Annotated in this window: 14 protein-coding genes; 7 read left to right on the forward strand and 7 right to left on the reverse strand. The window is 31.8% G+C overall.

Annotated elements, in window-relative coordinates; translation table 11 throughout:
* Positions 1-76: 76 nt before the first annotated feature.
* From Q0616_RS06840 to Q0616_RS06850, 3 genes are all read right to left on the reverse strand, one after another.
* Positions 77-1,804, reverse strand: coding sequence for an MFS transporter (locus tag Q0616_RS06840; protein ID WP_260542903.1), 1,728 nt, complete (start codon positions 1,802-1,804; stop codon positions 77-79).
* 171 nt (positions 1,805-1,975) lie between these two features.
* Entirely contained in the window at positions 1,976-2,689 is a 714-nt protein-coding gene (lipB, locus tag Q0616_RS06845) for a lipoyl(octanoyl) transferase LipB (RefSeq protein WP_171622140.1), read from the reverse strand.
* A gap of 42 nt (positions 2,690-2,731) precedes the next feature.
* On the reverse strand, positions 2,732-3,496 hold the full coding sequence (locus tag Q0616_RS06850; RefSeq protein WP_298776018.1) for a hypothetical protein: 765 nt from the start codon (positions 3,494-3,496) through the stop codon (positions 2,732-2,734).
* 148 nt (positions 3,497-3,644) lie between these two features.
* Here Q0616_RS06850 and Q0616_RS06855 point away from each other — a divergent pair, with 148 nt between their 5' ends.
* Together Q0616_RS06855 and Q0616_RS06860 are read left to right on the forward strand one after the other, a co-directional pair.
* Positions 3,645-5,813: a S46 family peptidase gene (locus tag Q0616_RS06855; protein ID WP_260542899.1), complete on the forward strand. Its 2,169-nt coding sequence runs from the start codon at positions 3,645-3,647 to the stop codon at positions 5,811-5,813.
* A gap of 147 nt (positions 5,814-5,960) precedes the next feature.
* Positions 5,961-7,109 (forward strand): AI-2E family transporter, encoded by a 1,149-nt coding sequence (locus Q0616_RS06860; protein ID WP_286483505.1) that lies wholly within the window; start codon positions 5,961-5,963, stop codon positions 7,107-7,109.
* Between the two features lie 112 nt (positions 7,110-7,221).
* Here the strand turns inward: Q0616_RS06860 and Q0616_RS06865 are convergent, their stop codons facing one another.
* From Q0616_RS06865 to Q0616_RS06880, 4 genes are all read right to left on the reverse strand, one after another.
* Positions 7,222-7,797 carry a phosphatase PAP2 family protein gene (locus Q0616_RS06865; protein ID WP_171622145.1) on the reverse strand — a complete coding sequence of 192 codons (576 nt, stop codon included), beginning with the start codon at positions 7,795-7,797 and terminating at the stop codon, positions 7,222-7,224.
* Complete coding sequence (locus Q0616_RS06870; protein WP_298776024.1) at positions 7,797-8,348, reverse strand: twin-arginine translocase TatA/TatE family subunit; 552 nt, start codon at positions 8,346-8,348, stop codon at positions 7,797-7,799. Before Q0616_RS06870 ends, Q0616_RS06865 begins: the two co-directional genes overlap by 1 nt.
* A 91-nt stretch (positions 8,349-8,439) precedes the next feature.
* Positions 8,440-11,355 carry a protein translocase subunit SecD gene (secD, locus tag Q0616_RS06875; RefSeq protein ID WP_298776026.1) on the reverse strand — a complete coding sequence of 972 codons (2,916 nt, stop codon included), beginning with the start codon at positions 11,353-11,355 and terminating at the stop codon, positions 8,440-8,442.
* A gap of 121 nt (positions 11,356-11,476) precedes the next feature.
* Entirely contained in the window at positions 11,477-12,325 is an 849-nt protein-coding gene (locus Q0616_RS06880) for a hypothetical protein (RefSeq protein WP_298776029.1), read from the reverse strand.
* Positions 12,326-12,451: 126 nt separating this feature from the next.
* Between Q0616_RS06880 and Q0616_RS06885 the strand changes: the two genes are divergently transcribed.
* The 5 genes from Q0616_RS06885 to mnmE all read left to right on the forward strand — a co-directional run.
* Positions 12,452-13,675, forward strand: a complete 1,224-nt coding sequence (locus Q0616_RS06885) for an MFS transporter (RefSeq protein WP_171622148.1) — start codon at positions 12,452-12,454, stop codon at positions 13,673-13,675.
* A gap of 39 nt (positions 13,676-13,714) precedes the next feature.
* Positions 13,715-14,281, forward strand: a complete 567-nt coding sequence (locus Q0616_RS06890; RefSeq protein WP_298776038.1) for a cob(I)yrinic acid a,c-diamide adenosyltransferase — start codon at positions 13,715-13,717, stop codon at positions 14,279-14,281.
* Positions 14,274-14,906, forward strand: a complete 633-nt coding sequence (locus tag Q0616_RS06895; RefSeq protein WP_171622150.1) for a thiamine diphosphokinase — start codon at positions 14,274-14,276, stop codon at positions 14,904-14,906. Before Q0616_RS06890 ends, Q0616_RS06895 begins: the two co-directional genes overlap by 8 nt.
* A gap of 65 nt (positions 14,907-14,971) precedes the next feature.
* On the forward strand, positions 14,972-15,706 hold the full coding sequence (locus tag Q0616_RS06900) for an SIMPL domain-containing protein (RefSeq protein WP_171622151.1): 735 nt from the start codon (positions 14,972-14,974) through the stop codon (positions 15,704-15,706).
* 336 nt (positions 15,707-16,042) lie between these two features.
* The coding region (mnmE, locus tag Q0616_RS06905) for a tRNA uridine-5-carboxymethylaminomethyl(34) synthesis GTPase MnmE (RefSeq protein WP_298776042.1) at positions 16,043-17,433 on the forward strand (1,391 nt) is incomplete at its 3' end.

The raw sequence follows: 17,433 nt of genomic DNA on the forward strand, positions 1-17,433 counted from the left end.
AATTTTTAATCTGTCCAAACTTTTGGGTGCAGTCTAATTCTCAAGAACCTTTTTTTATTTCATAATTTAAACTATTTTAATGACTACCTTCTGATTCTAATTCATCAATATTGATTCCTTGTTTTGTTAAAAATCCTTTTACCATAATTGCGAACAAAATAAGGTAGGCAAAACAAAATAATGGGATAATATACGAATTATGAATTCCAATAATATCAGATAATTTTCCTTGAATTGGCGGGATAATTCCACCTCCTAAAATCATCATTACTAAAAAAGCAGATCCTTGCGCAGTATATTTTCCTAATCCTACAATTGATAAACTGAAAATTGCTGGCCACATAATAGAACATGCTAATCCTCCTGCTAAGAAAGCATAGATAGCTGTCATACCTGTAGAAAATAATCCAATAATCATTGCTACTGCTCCAAATATTGCGAAAATTAATAATGTACGAGCTGGTTTATCTTTTGATAAAAAGAATGCGACAATTTGTAAAGCAATACAGATAATATAATAATACAAATGCGACATATCGAAACCAGCCATTGTATTAACACCAATAATAATTGAATAAGCGATTAATGGAACAATAATTAATAACAATTGTTTTTTTGATTTAGTCAAATTGAAGGCACTAATTGCACCTGCCCAACGACCAATCATCATACTTCCCCAATACATCGTCACGTAAGGTGTAATTTGTGAAGAACTTAGGCTACCAAACTCTTTCAATGTTAATAATTCACCTAAATTAGAACCAATTGCGACCTCTACTCCAACATAAAGAAAAAGGGCTAACATTCCTAAAATTAATTGAGGATATTTCATCGCTCCCCAGCCTTCTGCCTTTTTTGAAGCGCTGAAATAAGCATACAATAATCCTACAACTACGACTGCTAAAGCACCAAATAACCATGACATACGATACATTTCTAATGGTTCTTTGATTGTTGCAATTTCTGCTTTATATTGATTGACTAATTCTACATTTTGATTAGCTTCAATTAATCTGCTTAATTCTTCAATTTTTAAAGCCTCATCACTTTTATAACTCAAAAATACTGGTAAAAACATTACAAACAATAAAATTGTCATTACAATTAATGTTGTTAATGCTTTGTTAGATTTTTCCATTGGTTCGTTATTGATACCATCTGGAACTTTTTTTGAGAAAAAGAAAATTCCTGCTGCAATAACAAACAATAATCCAACACCAATGTATAGATATTCTACTTTTGTAAGTGGTAAACTTTTTATCGCGTCATCCGAAACATGTTCAAAAGTACCAAACAATGCAAAACCAATTACTAACGGACCAATTGTTGTTCCAAAGGAATTGATTCCTCCACCTAAATTTACACGTGAAGTTCCTGTTTTAGGATCTCCCAAAAGAACAGCAAAAGGGTTGGCCGCTGTTTGTTGCAAAGAAAAGCCTAACGCTACAATAAATAACCCCACTAACATTGCTGTATATACATTAATTTGAACCGCAATAATCATTGCGCCAGCTCCTATTGCAGAAAACAAAAGTCCGTAAACAATACTTCTTTTATATCCCCATTGCCCAACAAGATCCTTACCTTTTACAACGCCAAAAATATACAAAAGCAAAGCACCTACATAATACGCAGTATAAAATGCAAAGTCGATTAATTGTGATTGAAATTGATCTAAATTGAAATAATTTTTACAAAAAGGAATAAAAATATTGTTACCTGCGGCAATAAAACCCCAGAAAAAAAAGACGATTATCAGTGTATAGAGCGCTGGATAATTCGTTTTGATTTGGTTATTTTCCATTATTACGTTTCTTTATAAGTGCTAAATTTATAATTATTCTTTAACAAAAAATTAAAAAATAGTCGAAAATGAAAAACATTTAATTGAAGTGTTTATAACAAATTAAAAACCAATAAAAAAGACCGTTTTACAAAAAACGGTCTTTACTATAATTTTTATTCTTAGAAATGTTTATTTATAGGCTACATCAAAAACTTCAGCAAAATGTTTTTTCGTAAACGCTTTTACTTCGTTCATATCTACCTGATGACCGAGCTCTCTTTCTAATGACGCAACGGCTTTATCTTGGATTCCACATGGAACAATATATTCAAAATAACGCATATCTGTATTCACATTAAGAGCAAAACCATGCATCGTAACCCAACGAGAAGCTTTAACTCCCATTGCACAAATTTTGCGCGCATAAGGTCGACCAACGTCTAACCAAACACCTGTTTCTCCTTGAGAACGAACACCTTTTAAACCATATTCTGCAATTGTTTTGATGATTACTTCTTCCAAATTGCGCATATACAAATGAATGTCGGGTTTAAAATTTTCTAAATCCATAATCGGATACCCAACCAATTGTTGCGGTCCATGATACGTAATATCGCCACCACGATTCGTTTTAACAAATGTTGCTTGAATTTCATTTAACTTATCGCTCGACGCCAACATATTTTCTAAATGACCACTTTTCCCAAGTGTATAAACATGCGGATGTTCTACGAAAAGCAAATGATTTTTGGTATTCTTAAAATCAGTTCCTCCCTCCTTTTCTTGTGCTCTGTTGTATTGTTTTGCGGCTATATTTTCGGCTAAAAGACTTTCTTGATAATCCCATATTTCTTGGTAATTTCTGTTCATTCCCAAATCTTGGAACTCGACAATTTGTTTCATTTTACAATGTGTTTCGAAAATCAAATTTACGAAACTATGCGTTTAATAGGTAATTTTGGCTGATTTATTCTTACCCGAAATAATATCATTGAATGTAAAATTTAGTCGAATCGTTTTTTGGTCCAAGGAGAAATTGGCATCTTCAACTGTACTACTTACTATTTTAGTTGGCGCATGAATAATTAATTGATAATTAAACATATTATTATACACCATATTATCTCCCATTCCAGCATCAAAATTCGGCATTAAGCCACTGACTAAAGTCTTAAAATCTTCTTTATTAAATACAATTTCGGTACTGGTTGAATTTATATTCTTCTGATTATTTAAATAATTTGTATTGAATGGATTATCAATCGCTATAAACAAATTGAATAAAAACGTATTCAACTCTTCACTTTCTTTACTGATGACAGTTGATACTGAATTTAACTCGGTTGAATACGTTAATTCATTAAAATCAATATATACTTTATGCTGTTTAAATTTTTCATATAGTAATTTATTTTCCTCAAAATAAGCGATTGCATTACTCCTTTTATCATTCAAAAAATCTTCATCTTCAATCATTATTTTATGCAATGATTCAATTGTTAATCCTTTTTTTAAGTTCTCTACCACCTCTTTTTTTTCATTCAAAAGTGAATTGTAACCACCTTCATCTTGAATATATGATTTTAAATCATTGCCATTTAACGAATAATTATAATCAATTTTTCCATCTTCATAAATAACATATTCTTCTTTTATAGTGCACGATTGCAATCCTAAAGCTATTAAAACAACTAACAGTACTCTTTTCATTTATCTACATTTAATGCTCAAAAATATTAAAAATTAATCCTTAAAAACTCACTATTTACAATGGTTTTAAGAAATCAACTTGGTTTTATGTAAATTTCTTTATCTTTGAAAATCTAAGAAATCGATACAATAAAATAATCAAATAAAAATGAAGAAACTATTCGTTAAAGGGTCTATTTTAATGGCTTTGTTTGCAAGTTTCAATGCGTTTGCACAACAAGGTGGAGGAATGTGGATTCCGACCGAATTGAATGAAAAGGAAATGAAAGACATGGGATTGAAAATCTCATCAAAAGACATTTTCAGTACTGGAGATAAAAGTATCAATAATGCAGTTGCGCATTTTGGTGGTGGTTGTACATCTGAAGTTATTTCTCCAAATGGTTTATTATTAACTAATCATCACTGTGGTTATGGAGAAATTCAAGCGCATTCATCTTTAGAAAATGATTATTTAACAGATGGTTTTTGGGCTAAAGAGTTGAAAGACGAATTACCAAACGAAGGGTTAACAGCGACTTTTATCATTGATATAAAAGATGTAACTACAGCTATTTTAAAAGGTGTGAATGAAAATATGTCTGAAGAAGAACGTAACAAAATCATCAAAAAAAATAGCGAAGATTTTAATGCAAAAAGCAAAAAAGAATCGTACCAAACAGTTTTCATTAAACCTTTCTATAAAGGAAATAAATACTACCAATTTACAACAGAAACGTTCAAAGACGTACGTTTAGTTGGTGCACCACCGTCAGCAATTGGTAAATATGGAAATGATACCGATAACTGGGTTTGGCCACGTCATACTGGAGATTTTGCTATGTTTAGAATCTATGCGGATAAAAACAATAAACCTGCAGAATATTCAGTAGACAATGTACCTTACAAACCAAAACATCACTTACCAATTAATATTTCGGGAATTAACGAAGGCGATTTCACGTTTGTTTATGGTTTTCCAGGTGTAACGGACGAATATTTACCAGCTTCTTCTATCGAACAAATCAAAGATGTTATCAATCCGGCACGTATTAATGTTCGTACAATTGCATTATCGCACATCGATAAAAAAATGCGAGAAGACAATGCAACTCGTATTGCGTATGCGTCTAAACAAGCACGTATTTCGAATGCACACAAAAAATGGATTGGTGAAGTTTTAGGGCTTAATCGTTCGAAAGCGGTAGAAAAACGTCAACAATACGAACAAGAATTTATGAATCGTATTGCTAAAAATTCGAAATTAAACGCTCAATATGCGAACATTATTTCTGAATTAAATGACGTGAATAAAGCAAATCAAGATTATAATTTAGCGAACATTATGTTCTCTGAGTCGTTTTTCTCAAATTCAGAAACGTTCAGAATGGCTTTAACGTTGAATAATATTTTGAATGCTGTAGGGCAAAAAAATTATGCTGAAACAAAAGCAAAAGCGTTGAATACGGTAGCGTCTATGCACAAGGATTATAATCCAGAATTAGACAAAACAATTTCTTCTGATTTGGCTGATAATTATTTCAAAGTAGTTCCACAAAAATTATTACCGAATACAACTGCAGCAAACATTAAAACTGCTTTAGGAAACTCGGTGATTAACGGAACGAAAAAAATGAATGGACAATCTCTTTTAGGTAATATCAAAGCTTTAGCTGAAAACGATGCTGAATTTATTAAAGCGCTAAAAGAAGATGCATTGATTAGTCAAGTTCGTATTGTTTTAGAATCGAATCAAACAAATGTAACGCCTACCTATTTAGCGAATCAAGATAAGATCAACAAATTGATGCGTACCTATATGAAAGCGCAAATGGATGTATTTACAGATAAAAAAATCTTCCCAGATGCGAATTCTACTTTACGTGTAACATATGGTAAAGTTGATGGTTATCAACCTCGTGATGCGGTTTATTACGAACCTGTAACACACATGGATGGCGTAATGGAAAAATATGTTCCTGGAGATTACGAATATGATTTACCAAAACAAATGGTTAGTTTATATGACAACAAAGACTATGGTAAATATGCTGATAAAGACGGTAAATTAGCTGTAAACTTTATCGCAACCAATCATACAACAGGAGGAAACTCTGGTTCTCCAGCATTAAATGCAAAAGGAGAATTAATCGGATTGAACTTTGACCGTGTTTGGGAAGGAACTATGTCAGATTTAAATTATGATCCAGAAATTTGTCGTAATATTATGGTTGACGCTCGTTATATTTTATGGGTAGTTGACAAATATGCAAATGCACAACGTTTGATTGATGAAATGACTATTATTGAAGAAAATAAAGAGACGAAGAAAAAATAATCATCTTTCATTATATACTGAAAACCACGTTTTTACAACGTGGTTTTTTTAATGAAATAAACTATACAATCAAATATTATCTAACAAAATAAAACTATATTTATAGAATCAATTTTATAATATTGTCAACATAAAATACTTTACATTATGGAAGTCATTAGAAAATGGCCTTTTTATTTAAAACTAACTTGCACATTATTGTCAATCATTTGTTTAACATTTATATCAATAATAGGTAAAGCGATTTTAGTTCCATTAATTTTAGGCTTCTTAATTTCGATATTACTATCGCCTATTTCTACTTTTTTCGAAAGATATTTGTTTCTTCCAAGAGCAATTTCAAGTATCATAACAACTCTATTATTTGCAGCATTTATATTAGGAATTTTCTATTTAATCGCCTTACAAATGGCTGATATAGCGAATGAATGGCCTGTTTTTCAGATGCAGATAATTGAAGCTTTTATCGATTTACAGAAATGGATTCATCACACGTTTGGTATTAATTCGCATGCGCAAATGGAATATTTGACAAAAAATGTAAAAACCACTATCGAGACAAGTACAATTGTCATAGAAAAGGTACTTTCAATCGTGTCGTCAATGACTGTAACCGTTTTATTTACTTTTTTATACATCGTTTTCTTGCTTATTTATCGTGGACATTTGGTTAAATTCCTTTATTACGCTTTCAATTCGAATACGCACGATCAAGTATATAATGTGATTACATCTATTCAAAAAATGGTCAAACAATATTTAATTGGCTTATTCTTACAAATGCTAATAGTTTCAATTTTATCATTTATTTCATTTTCGATTCTTGGGCTCAAATATAAATTTGTATTGGCTATTTTAACAGGAGTACTTAACGTTGTTCCGTATGTTGGGATTATTATTTCATTAATCGTAACGCTTATCATCACCTTCGCAACAATGTCTACCTCAAAATTATTTTTTGTATTAATTGCTTTCATTGCAATTCACGCAATTGACGGAAATGTTGTGATGCCAAAAATTGTCGGATCTAAAGTAAAAATAAATTCACTAATTGTCATTATTGGTTTGGTTATTGGCGAAATGACTTGGGGAATTATGGGAATGTTGTTATCTATACCAATCCTTGCGTTGATGAAAATTGTTTTTGATAATGTGACCGAACTAAAACCTTGGGGCTATCTTTTGGGTGATGAAAATTCTACTGAAATTGATGAAGATTTGAATTCATTCTTAGCAAAAAAGAAAGCTCTTCGTTTGAAGAAAAAGCCTAAGAAACTGGACGAAACAATCGAATAGTTTTATTTCTATTTTACATAATTGTATAAATAACTTAATTAAGTTTACTAAAAAAGTCTATAACAAATTGTTATAGACTTTTTTGATATGTATTGATTTAGTCAATTTTATTTTAGATATTCTGCAAATATTTTTTTTCCAAGAAATAATATATTTTTAGGAATATGATAGAGAAAAATACACCGATTAAGGTTCCGAAAAATATATCACCTGTAAAATGTACACCAACATATACTCTACTGTAAGCAACCATTAATGCCCAAACAATTAAAACATACAATAACCATTTGTAATAGCGTCTTAAAATAATTCCCATAAAAATAGCAATCGCCATGTGATTAGAAGCATGAGCAGATGTAAAACCAAAACGACCTCTCCCCTCACAATCTATTGGACGGAATAAGCCTTGAATAGATTCTGTATAACATGGTCTATAACGTTGGAAAGAATTTTTTAGGATATTGGTAAATTGATCAGCACACGTTATCATTAACGCAACACAAATTCCGGCTAATAATGTCTTTTTCCATCCAAGTTTAATGTACAACAAAACAAGAAATATGACATAAAGCGGAATCCACGTTTTTTTATTGGTAACCAATAACCAAAACCAATCCCAACTTTCTGTACCTAAATTATTGAAATACAAAAATATTTGTACGTCCCAATCAAAAAAATCTTGTATCATTATCTACTTACTGATCCACCTAATCCTAATGCTTCATCGACAGTTTTTGGTTCCTTGATAATCGTAGGTTCTTCAACAACTGGTTCTACAGGTTCTTCTGCAATTGGTTCAGTTGAAGTTGGAGTTTCTATATCTTGAACTGGATCTACAGGCTTCATTGTTGGTGCATCTGTATCTCTCAAAGCTGTTTCGACAGTATTCTCTTGATGAATGGCATTGTGTAATTCATCAACTGGATTACTTAGCTCTTCAAACGATTTTTGGAAATCTTCCATTGGATTAATTTTTTGAAAAGTTTCTTTCACTTCATTCAATGGATTTAATTCATTAATTGTATTTTGAATGTCCTTTGTTGGATCTACTTCCTGAACAGGATTCATAATTTCTTGTTTGATATCTTCTGAAGCTTCTTTCAGTTTTCGTACTGCAGCTCCCAAACCACGTGCAATTTCCGGAATTTTATCTGGTCCAAAAATTACCACGGCAACTACCATAATAATCACGACTTCTTGAAAGTCTAAAAACGCTGGGTATATTACTAAACTATTCACGAAACAAATGTATAAAATCTAAATGGAGTAAAAGAAAAAAAGCCATCAAATTTCTCTGATGGCTTTCTTAAAATTTATTTAAAATTGAATCTTATTTATTCATTTGACCTTTTTTCGTAAAGTCGTACAATAAAGGAGATGCAACGAAAATAGATGAGAAAGTACCAATTACGATACCGATCAATTTCGCAAACATAAATCCTTTGATTGATTCTCCACCAAATGCAAAGATGATTAATACGATTAAGAACGTTGATAAAGACGTATTGATTGTACGAGATAATGTTTCTGATGTAGAAATATTAATAATATTATACAATTTATGGTTTTTCTCAACTGTTAAGTTTTCACGAATACGATCCAAGATAATAATCGAGTCATTCATCGAATAACCAATTACTGTCAAAATCGCAGCAATAAAGGCTTGGTCAATCTCCATATTGAATGGTAAAACACCTTTAAATAAAGAGAAAACACCTAATACAATAATTACGTCATGCGCCAAAGCAATGATAGTTGATAATGAGAATTGCCAACGTTTGAACATGATGATTAAGTAGAAGAAAATTGCTACTAATGCTAAAGAAACTGCAATAAATGAAGCTCTTGTCGTATCATCAGCAATTGTAGGACCTACTTTTGCAGAAGACATTAAACCTATTGTCGCATTATCTTCTGAGAAATCTTTCTCAGACATACTAGCTGGTAAATAAGATTTAAGCCCTGTATATAATTTATCTTTTATTTCGTCATCTACATTAGTTCCATCCTCATCTGCTTTGTATGCAGTTGTAATCTTTACTTGATTTTGACCACCATATGTTTTTACTTGAGGTTGCATTTTTTCTCCGTCCAAAACAAAGACATCACCTAAACTTTCAGAAATTTGCTGAGGATCTACATGTTTATCAAAACGAACTGTATATGTACGTCCACCTTGGAATTCGATACCCATATCAAATCCTTTTGTGAAAATAGAAATCAATGCTACAGTAGTTAAAACAGCTGAAATCGCATACGAAATCTTTCTTGTTTTTAATAAGTCAACTTTGATATTTTGTAACCAATGCGCTGTAAAAGATGTATAGAAAGGAACTGATTTTCCTTTTGCTAAACGACCTTCTACAAAATAACGTGTAATAAAAATCGCTGTAAATGTAGAAGTAAAAATACCAATCATAAACGTTGTTGCGAAACCTACAACTGGACCTTTACCAAAGAAGAATAAAATTAAAGCTGTGATAAATGATGTTGAATTCGCATCAATAATTGCAGAGAAAGCACCTTTCCAAGAGTAAGCAAAATCTACTGCTTGTCGTAATGATTTTCCTTTTCTTAATTCTTCTTTTACACGTTCGTAAATTAAGATATTTGCGTCCATTCCTGTTACCAACGTCAAGATAATCCCGGCGATACCTGGTAAAGATAAAGTAGCTTTTAATGAAACTAAGAATCCTAATAAGAATAATAAGTTAACGATTAATGCTATGTTCGCATAGATACCTGCACGGCTGTAGTAGAACAACATCCAGATTAATACCAATGTAAACGCACAACCAAATGCAATCAAAGAACTGTTAATTGCTTCTTGTCCTAATGAAGGTCCTACAACCTCCGCTGAAACAATTTTAGATGAAGCTGGTAAAGAACCTGCTTGTAAAATATTTGCTAAATCTTTTGCTTCTTCTAACGTAAAGTTACCCGAAATTTGAGAGTTACCTCCTGTAATTTGGTTTTTAATATTCGGTGCAGAATACACCATATTATCTAACACAATTGCAACACCTTGTCCGTCACGATCAATTGCAGAAGGTTTTAATTCGTCCGTAATACGTGCCCATTCTTGTGCGCCTACTGGATTCATTTGCATCGAAACTACTGGTTCATTTGTAATAGAGCCTGGGTTACGATCTGCAGAAGCTGAAACTACTTTATCACCTTCAATTAATGGCTCTTGAGAACCATTTTTCCCTTTTAAAACATAAAATTCTAATAATTTAGGCGCTGATTTATCATTAGCTTGATTTCCTAAATTCATTGGCTTATTCGCCCAAGAATATTTATATCCTCTGATGTTTGCTGGTAAACCAGGCACAAAACTTTTGTCTTGTAACACACGATTTACAACAGCGGTATCTTTAACATTTACAACAAAACTCGCATTAGAACCTGTTGGTTGCATAACTTCAGCTAACGATTTAATCGTTTGTCCTTTGTCATTTTTTACATTGTACTTTTCTGTATTAACACCAGAAAAATATTGTAAAACTGTTGGATCTTGACGAACAACCTGCCAAAACTCTAATTTTGCTGTAGATTGTAATAATTTTTTTACACGGTCAGTATCAGAAACACCTGGTAATTCTACCAAGATACGTCCATCACCTTTATCTCCTAATCGTTGAACAACTGGTTCTACAACTCCAAATTGGTCGATACGAGACTTTATTACATCATATGCAGTGGCAACTTTAGCTTCGATATCTTTACGAATCACCTCTTTTACCTGATCGTCAGAAGCGTTATAAGCAATTTTATCTGCATTGTTTTTGTTACCAAACAAATCCGCAGCTGCATATTTTGTTCCTCCTTTTATTTTATCAAACTCTTGAAAAAATAATTCTACATAAGGTACGTTACCGTTTGTTTTTTGGGCTTTATCAGTAGCGTCCAAAGCTGCTGCCAACATTGGATTTTGACTTTTCGCTGATAAATTTAGTAATAAATCTCTTTCAGAAACTTGTAAAATTACGTTAATACCACCTTTCAAATCTAATCCTAAATTGATTTCATTGTTTTTGGCATACTCGTAATCGTACTTGATAATTCCTAAATCAAGAGGATGCTGAGCCAAGCTATCTAAAATTCTTGGTTCGTCTTCTGGCTTACTCGCCAAACGCGCAGCCTCATTCTCTACTTTAGTGGTGTACCAAGTATAACTTAGTTGTCTGATACACAAGAGACTTAAAATGATTGCAAATGCTGCAATGAGCCATCTTCCTCGCATAATGTTTAATTGATAAATAAATTTTGACGGACAAATATAATAGTCTTGAAAATACTTTCACAATTTTTTAAGAATAAATCGAAAATCAATGTCCGTATTTTGATCATCGTTATTCTAAAATTTAAAGTTCTTTTTGATATTTGTAGATATAAATCGATGCATTTTTCGAATCATCATCATTATCTTCGCACAAATACAAGGTATAGTTTTTTCGAGATTCTTTGTATAACGCTAATCCTTCGATTTTCTTATCGTCTGATATTTTTTGCCAACGTGTAACCTCCATAATCGCTAAATCCAACTCGCCAATAATAGAGCCTTTTATTTCTCCATTAAACTGAGTTGTACTTTTAGATTCTACCGTTGCCGTAAACAATATTTTACCATCAACCATAATCGCATCAGAAAAAGTTGTGATTTCGTTATTTAATTTTGGTAATGTAATTGGAAAATAGTCAATTGGTTTATTTTTCAAATCATTTAAAGCACCTCCCACTCTATAAATTCCATTTGCAGCAGCAGGTCCATTTCCTCTGTTAAAAAAATAAGTACAATATCCATCTGTAATGATACCTTCGATGTTAAAATCTTTTTTAGATAATTTCGAAACACTTAAAAACTTTTCAAAAAGATCACGATACGTTTTATTTTCTACTTGATTCGTTTTAAGATTATATGAAATCAAATCGAAACGATTTTCTTTTGATCCTGAACCTAAAATATATAAATGATCTTTGTATTTCGTAATTGCTTCAAAATCTGGTTTATCTTTTTTATGGCTTCCTTCAGACTTTACTTCAGGATTCAAATTTATTTTTTCAACTTCTTTTTTCTTCTTATCGTAGACAAATAAATGTGGATTATCATCAGAAATAGTATAAACATAGCGTTTATCTACAACCAATCCAGAGGCAGCTCCAAGCCCATTGATTACAATTAAGATCTTTAGAATGAAGTGATAAAATAGCATAGTGATGAGTTTATTTTCTTAGTGGTCTCAAAAGTAATCAAAGAATATCAGAAAGCTTGATAAATAAACGAATTTTTGCGAAAAAAGAACTTAACTTTGAACCACTTTTTTAAAGAAAATGAATAGATGAAAAAAATTCTGAAAATTTACATTGACGCTTATAGTGGATTATCGAAGGAATCTTGGATGTTAGCCATCGTCATGTTGTTAAATCGGATGGGTTCGATGGTTTTACCTTTTTTAGGAATTTATTTGATTTCTGAACTTGATTTTAGTTTAGAACAATCTGGAATTGTTTTAAGTTGTTATGGAATTGGAGCAGTTTTAGGTTCATGGCTTGGCGGATGGATTACTGATAAAATTGGTAACTTCAAAGTACAAGCTTTAAGTTTATTTTTGAGTGCGCCCTTATTTTTAATCTTGCCTTATTTTTCAACGGTCTTATCGTTTTCAATCATCATGCTTATTTTAAGTACAATAAGCGAAATGTTTCGTCCAGCTAACTCGGTTGCCATTACACGTTATGCTAAAAAACAAAACATTACCCGTGCATTTTCTTTAAACCGTATGGCAATTAATTTAGGCTTTTCTATTGGACCATCGATGGGTGGATTCTTATCCAATTATTCGTACGATTTGCTCTTCTATTGTAATGCAGGAGCAGCACTTATCGCAGGAATTGTATTCGTTTCTTTTTTCTATGGTAGAAAAGAACGAAACATGGTAGAAGACGATGTAAAAGAAATCGAACAAAAAGAAGTGAAAGAACGTAATGCATATACCGACATGCCTTTTATTTTATTCAATATTATATGTTTATTATTTTCGGTTGCATTTTTCCAAATTCTAAATACACTTCCGCTCTTCTATAAAGATGTTGTTCAAATGACGCAATCAGAAATTGGACTATTAATGGGATTCAGTGGAATTATCATTGTGGTTTTTGAAATGTTATTGATCCATTATACCGAAAAAAAATACACCATTACTAAACTCTTGGTATTTGGTTCTTTTATAACCGCAATTAGTTATTCTATTTTCAGTTTCAATCATACCATCGGTATGCTATATGTAGCCATTTTTATGATGTCTATTGGTGAAATGTTGGTTTTACCCTTAATGTCTACCGTTACGGCTTTCCGAGCTCAAAGAAATAATCGTGGTGCTTATATGGGCTTAAATGGAATGTCGAATGCAGCTGCATTTATAATCTCTCCATTCCTCGGAACGCATATTGCAACATCGTACGGATTTGATGTTTTATGGATTTTAACTTCTGTTGTATTGATTGTTGTTGCAGTTGGGTATCACTTTTTAACAAAACCTCTTTTACCTAAAAATTTGCAATAAAATGTTTATCTTCGATAATTATTAGTTAGTTGAAATCAAATGAAAGTATATACAAAAACAGGAGACAAAGGAACAACAGGTTTATATGGTGGAACTCGTGTCTCAAAAAATAGTTTAAAAATTGATTCATACGGAACAGTTGATGAATTAAATTCTTATTTAGGGTTAATCCGTTCTTATGAAATCGATCCTGCATTGGAGGAAGAAATTATAATTATCCAAAAAGATTTATTCAATCTTGGTGCAGAATTAGCTACACCAGTCGATAAATTATATTTAGCAAATGGTAAACCTCGTATTCCGAAAACTATTTCCGAAGAAGATATTGTACAATTAGAAGAATGGATTGATGATTTGGAAGGACAATTAGAACAATTGACACATTTTATTCTTCCAGGTGGAAACCAAGCTGCATCACACGCACATGTGGCACGTTGCATTTGTCGTCGCGCAGAACGTTTAACAGTTGGATTAGCTGAAGTAGAAGATATTCGTTCTGAATTACAAAAATATTTAAATCGACTTTCTGATTATCTATTTGTATTAGGTCGTAAAATTGCCACAGATAATAATCACGAAGAAGTAAAATGGATTCCAGGTGAATAACAAAGCACTTTTATTTCTGAATGGTGAAATTCCAACCATTTTTCCAACTGCTACAGATTATGATCTTATTTTTTGTACAGATGGAGCTTTTCATTATTTACAGCAATTAAATATAACGCCCGATGTTATTTCGGGCGATTTTGATTCAACACAGCACAATGATTTTCCTGCTGGAATTGAGGTTATATCGACACCAGAACAAAACGACACCGATTTTGCAAAAGCATTGCAAATCATTATTGATAAAGGATTTGAACATGTTGATGTTTTTGGTGCAAGTGGTCGACAACAAGACCATTTTATCGGAAATTTAAATGCTGCTTTTCGTTTTAAAAATCAAATCAATATTTTATTTTACGATAATTATAGCCATTATTTTTTCGCAGAAAAAGAAACAAAATTAGAAGGTTATTTTGGAAGAACAATTTCACTTCTACCCTTTCCTGAATGTAAAAATATAGTCACAAAAGGTTTAGAATATCCATTAAACAACGAAGATTTAAACTTACTTTCTCGTATTGGAACGCGCAATAAAGCTACAGAAGATTTAGTGACTATTGATTATTCTGAAGGAAATTTAGTCATTTTTATTATCAATCAAGATTTTCCTATTTTATTGGCATAACTTCACTATTAGTAGTGAATAATCGTTTTTTATTTTTTCGTATATTTACTGAAAACCATATTATTATGAATAAATTTTCAGTTATTGTCGCTTCTATTTTAGCCGTCGGATTAATTGCCGCAGCTTGTATTTTAGGAAATGCCTATAAATATAAATTCAAAACAACAGAATCCATTAATGTGACAGGAAATGCATTGAAAAACTTTGATGCTGATTTAGTCAAATGGCGAGCTACTTTTAGTCGAAAAGATTTTGATTTGAAAGTTGCTTCGGATCAATTAAAAACTGATCAGGTAATTGTAAAAAACTTTCTCATTTCGCAAGGAATCAAACCAAATGAAATTGTATTTGAAGCGGTGAATATCACAAAAGATTTTCAATATGGAAGCGATTCTAATGGTAATTCTTTCAGTCAATTTACAGGCTACAATTTATCGCAAGACGCCACAATTGAGTCAAAAGAATTGGATAAAATTGAAAAAGCTTCGCGCGAAATCTCAAATTTAATTAGTCAAGGAATTGAATTAAGTTCTTCGAGTCCTAATTATTATTACTCAAAATTAGAAGATTTGAAATTAGAATTAATTGCACAGGCTTCTGAAAATGCGAAACAACGAGCAGAAAATATTGCTACAAAATCTGGATCGAGTTTAGGAAAATTAAAACAAGCCGATTTAGGAATTTTCCAGATTACAGGAAAAAATGACAATGAAGAATATTCGGCAGGTGGATCGTTTAATACAATTTCTCGACAAAAAACAGCTCAGATCACAGTGAGAGCGAGCTACAATTCGAAATAAAAAAAATCAGCAGTAATGGTTATTACTGCTGATTTTATAAGATATTTCACTAAATCATTTATTGATTAAGTAATAATTGTAAATATTAGTTCCAAAAATTCAATTATTTCTAATTGAATTTTCAGAAGGTAAGGGCATTCAAATTTAATCATTTGAAAGAAATATCATAAGAAAATATTAACATAAATAAATGTTAACACCATTAAAAACACTCTAATATATTGTTTTTTTATAACGTTAACACTTATTTAAAATGATTAAAAAATCATATTTTAACTTTTTATTAAGATTTGTCAAATAATTTCATCTCTCCCAATAAAATTGTAAATTTGCAATATGCTAAACAACGATACAATTTGTGCATTGGCAACAGCCAATGGAATGGGCGCTATAGCGGTTATTCGTATTTCTGGACCAGAAGCAATTTCTAAAGTTGCTCAGATTTATCAATCAAAATTTAATGCTACTAAATCTTTGAATGAAGCTTCTTCTCATACTATACATTTGGGTTATGTGATGGACGGCGATACCATTGTTGATGAAGCGCTATTTTCTATTTTCAAAAATCCGCATTCTTATACAGGTGAAGATGTTGTCGAAATTTCGACACATGGCTCAATTTATATCCAACAAAAAGTATTAGAACTATTAAATAAAATTGGCATTCGTAATGCCAATCCAGGAGAATATACATTCCGCGCTTTTTGGAACGGCAAAATGGATTTAACACAAGCAGAAGCTGTGGCCGATTTGATTGCTTCGGACTCGAAAGCATCACACGAAATTGCCATCAAACAAATGCGTGGTGGTTTCTCGAATCAAATCAAAGATTTGAGAGAACAGATGATCAACTTTGCTGCTTTGATGGAATTGGAGTTGGATTTTTCTGAAGAAGACGTCGAATTTGCAGATCGATCGCAATTTTATAATTTATTAAACCAATTACAATCGATTCTTAAACGTTTAGCTGATTCTTTTGCATTTGGAAATGTGATTAAAAATGGAGTTCCTGTTGCTATTGTCGGAGCACCCAATGCAGGTAAATCTACTTTGTTGAATGCTTTATTAAACGAAGAACGTGCCATTGTTTCGGACATTGAAGGAACAACACGAGATACAATCGAGGAAACTATTTATATTGACGGTGTTGGATTTCGTTTCATTGATACCGCAGGGATTCGTGAAGCTGGTGACAGTATCGAACGTATTGGAATAGAAAAAACATTTGAAAAAATTGACCATGCAACAATTATCATTTATTTGTATGACGCGAATATTACAGCAGATAACCAAATTGCCAATCAATTAGATGATTTGCAACGACGTGGTAAAATTTTGTTTAATGTAGCGAATAAAATAGATGTAAACAATAACGAATCATCCATTTCTGATGCTATCAAACAGGAGTTTAAAGATGTTGTACATTTAGAAATTTCGGCAAAAGACCACTACAATATCGAGGCTTTAAAAGAAAATTTGATCCATCAAATCAAATTAAAAGGAAGCAATCAAGATGACACGATTGTAACCAATTCGCGTCACTTAGAAGCACTGCAAAATACACTTTCACAAATCGGAAAAATAAAACAAGGTATGGACATGGGACTTCCTGGCGATTTATTAGCCATGGATATTCGTGAAGCCTTAACTTATTTAGGTCATATTACAGGAGAAATAGATGTTGACCAAGATATTCTTGGGACGATATTTGGCAAGTTTTGCATTGG

Origin of the sequence: uncultured Empedobacter sp. (genome assembly GCF_937930195.1) — a bacterium.
Classification (GTDB): Bacteria; Bacteroidota; Bacteroidia; order Flavobacteriales; family Weeksellaceae; genus Empedobacter; species Empedobacter stercoris.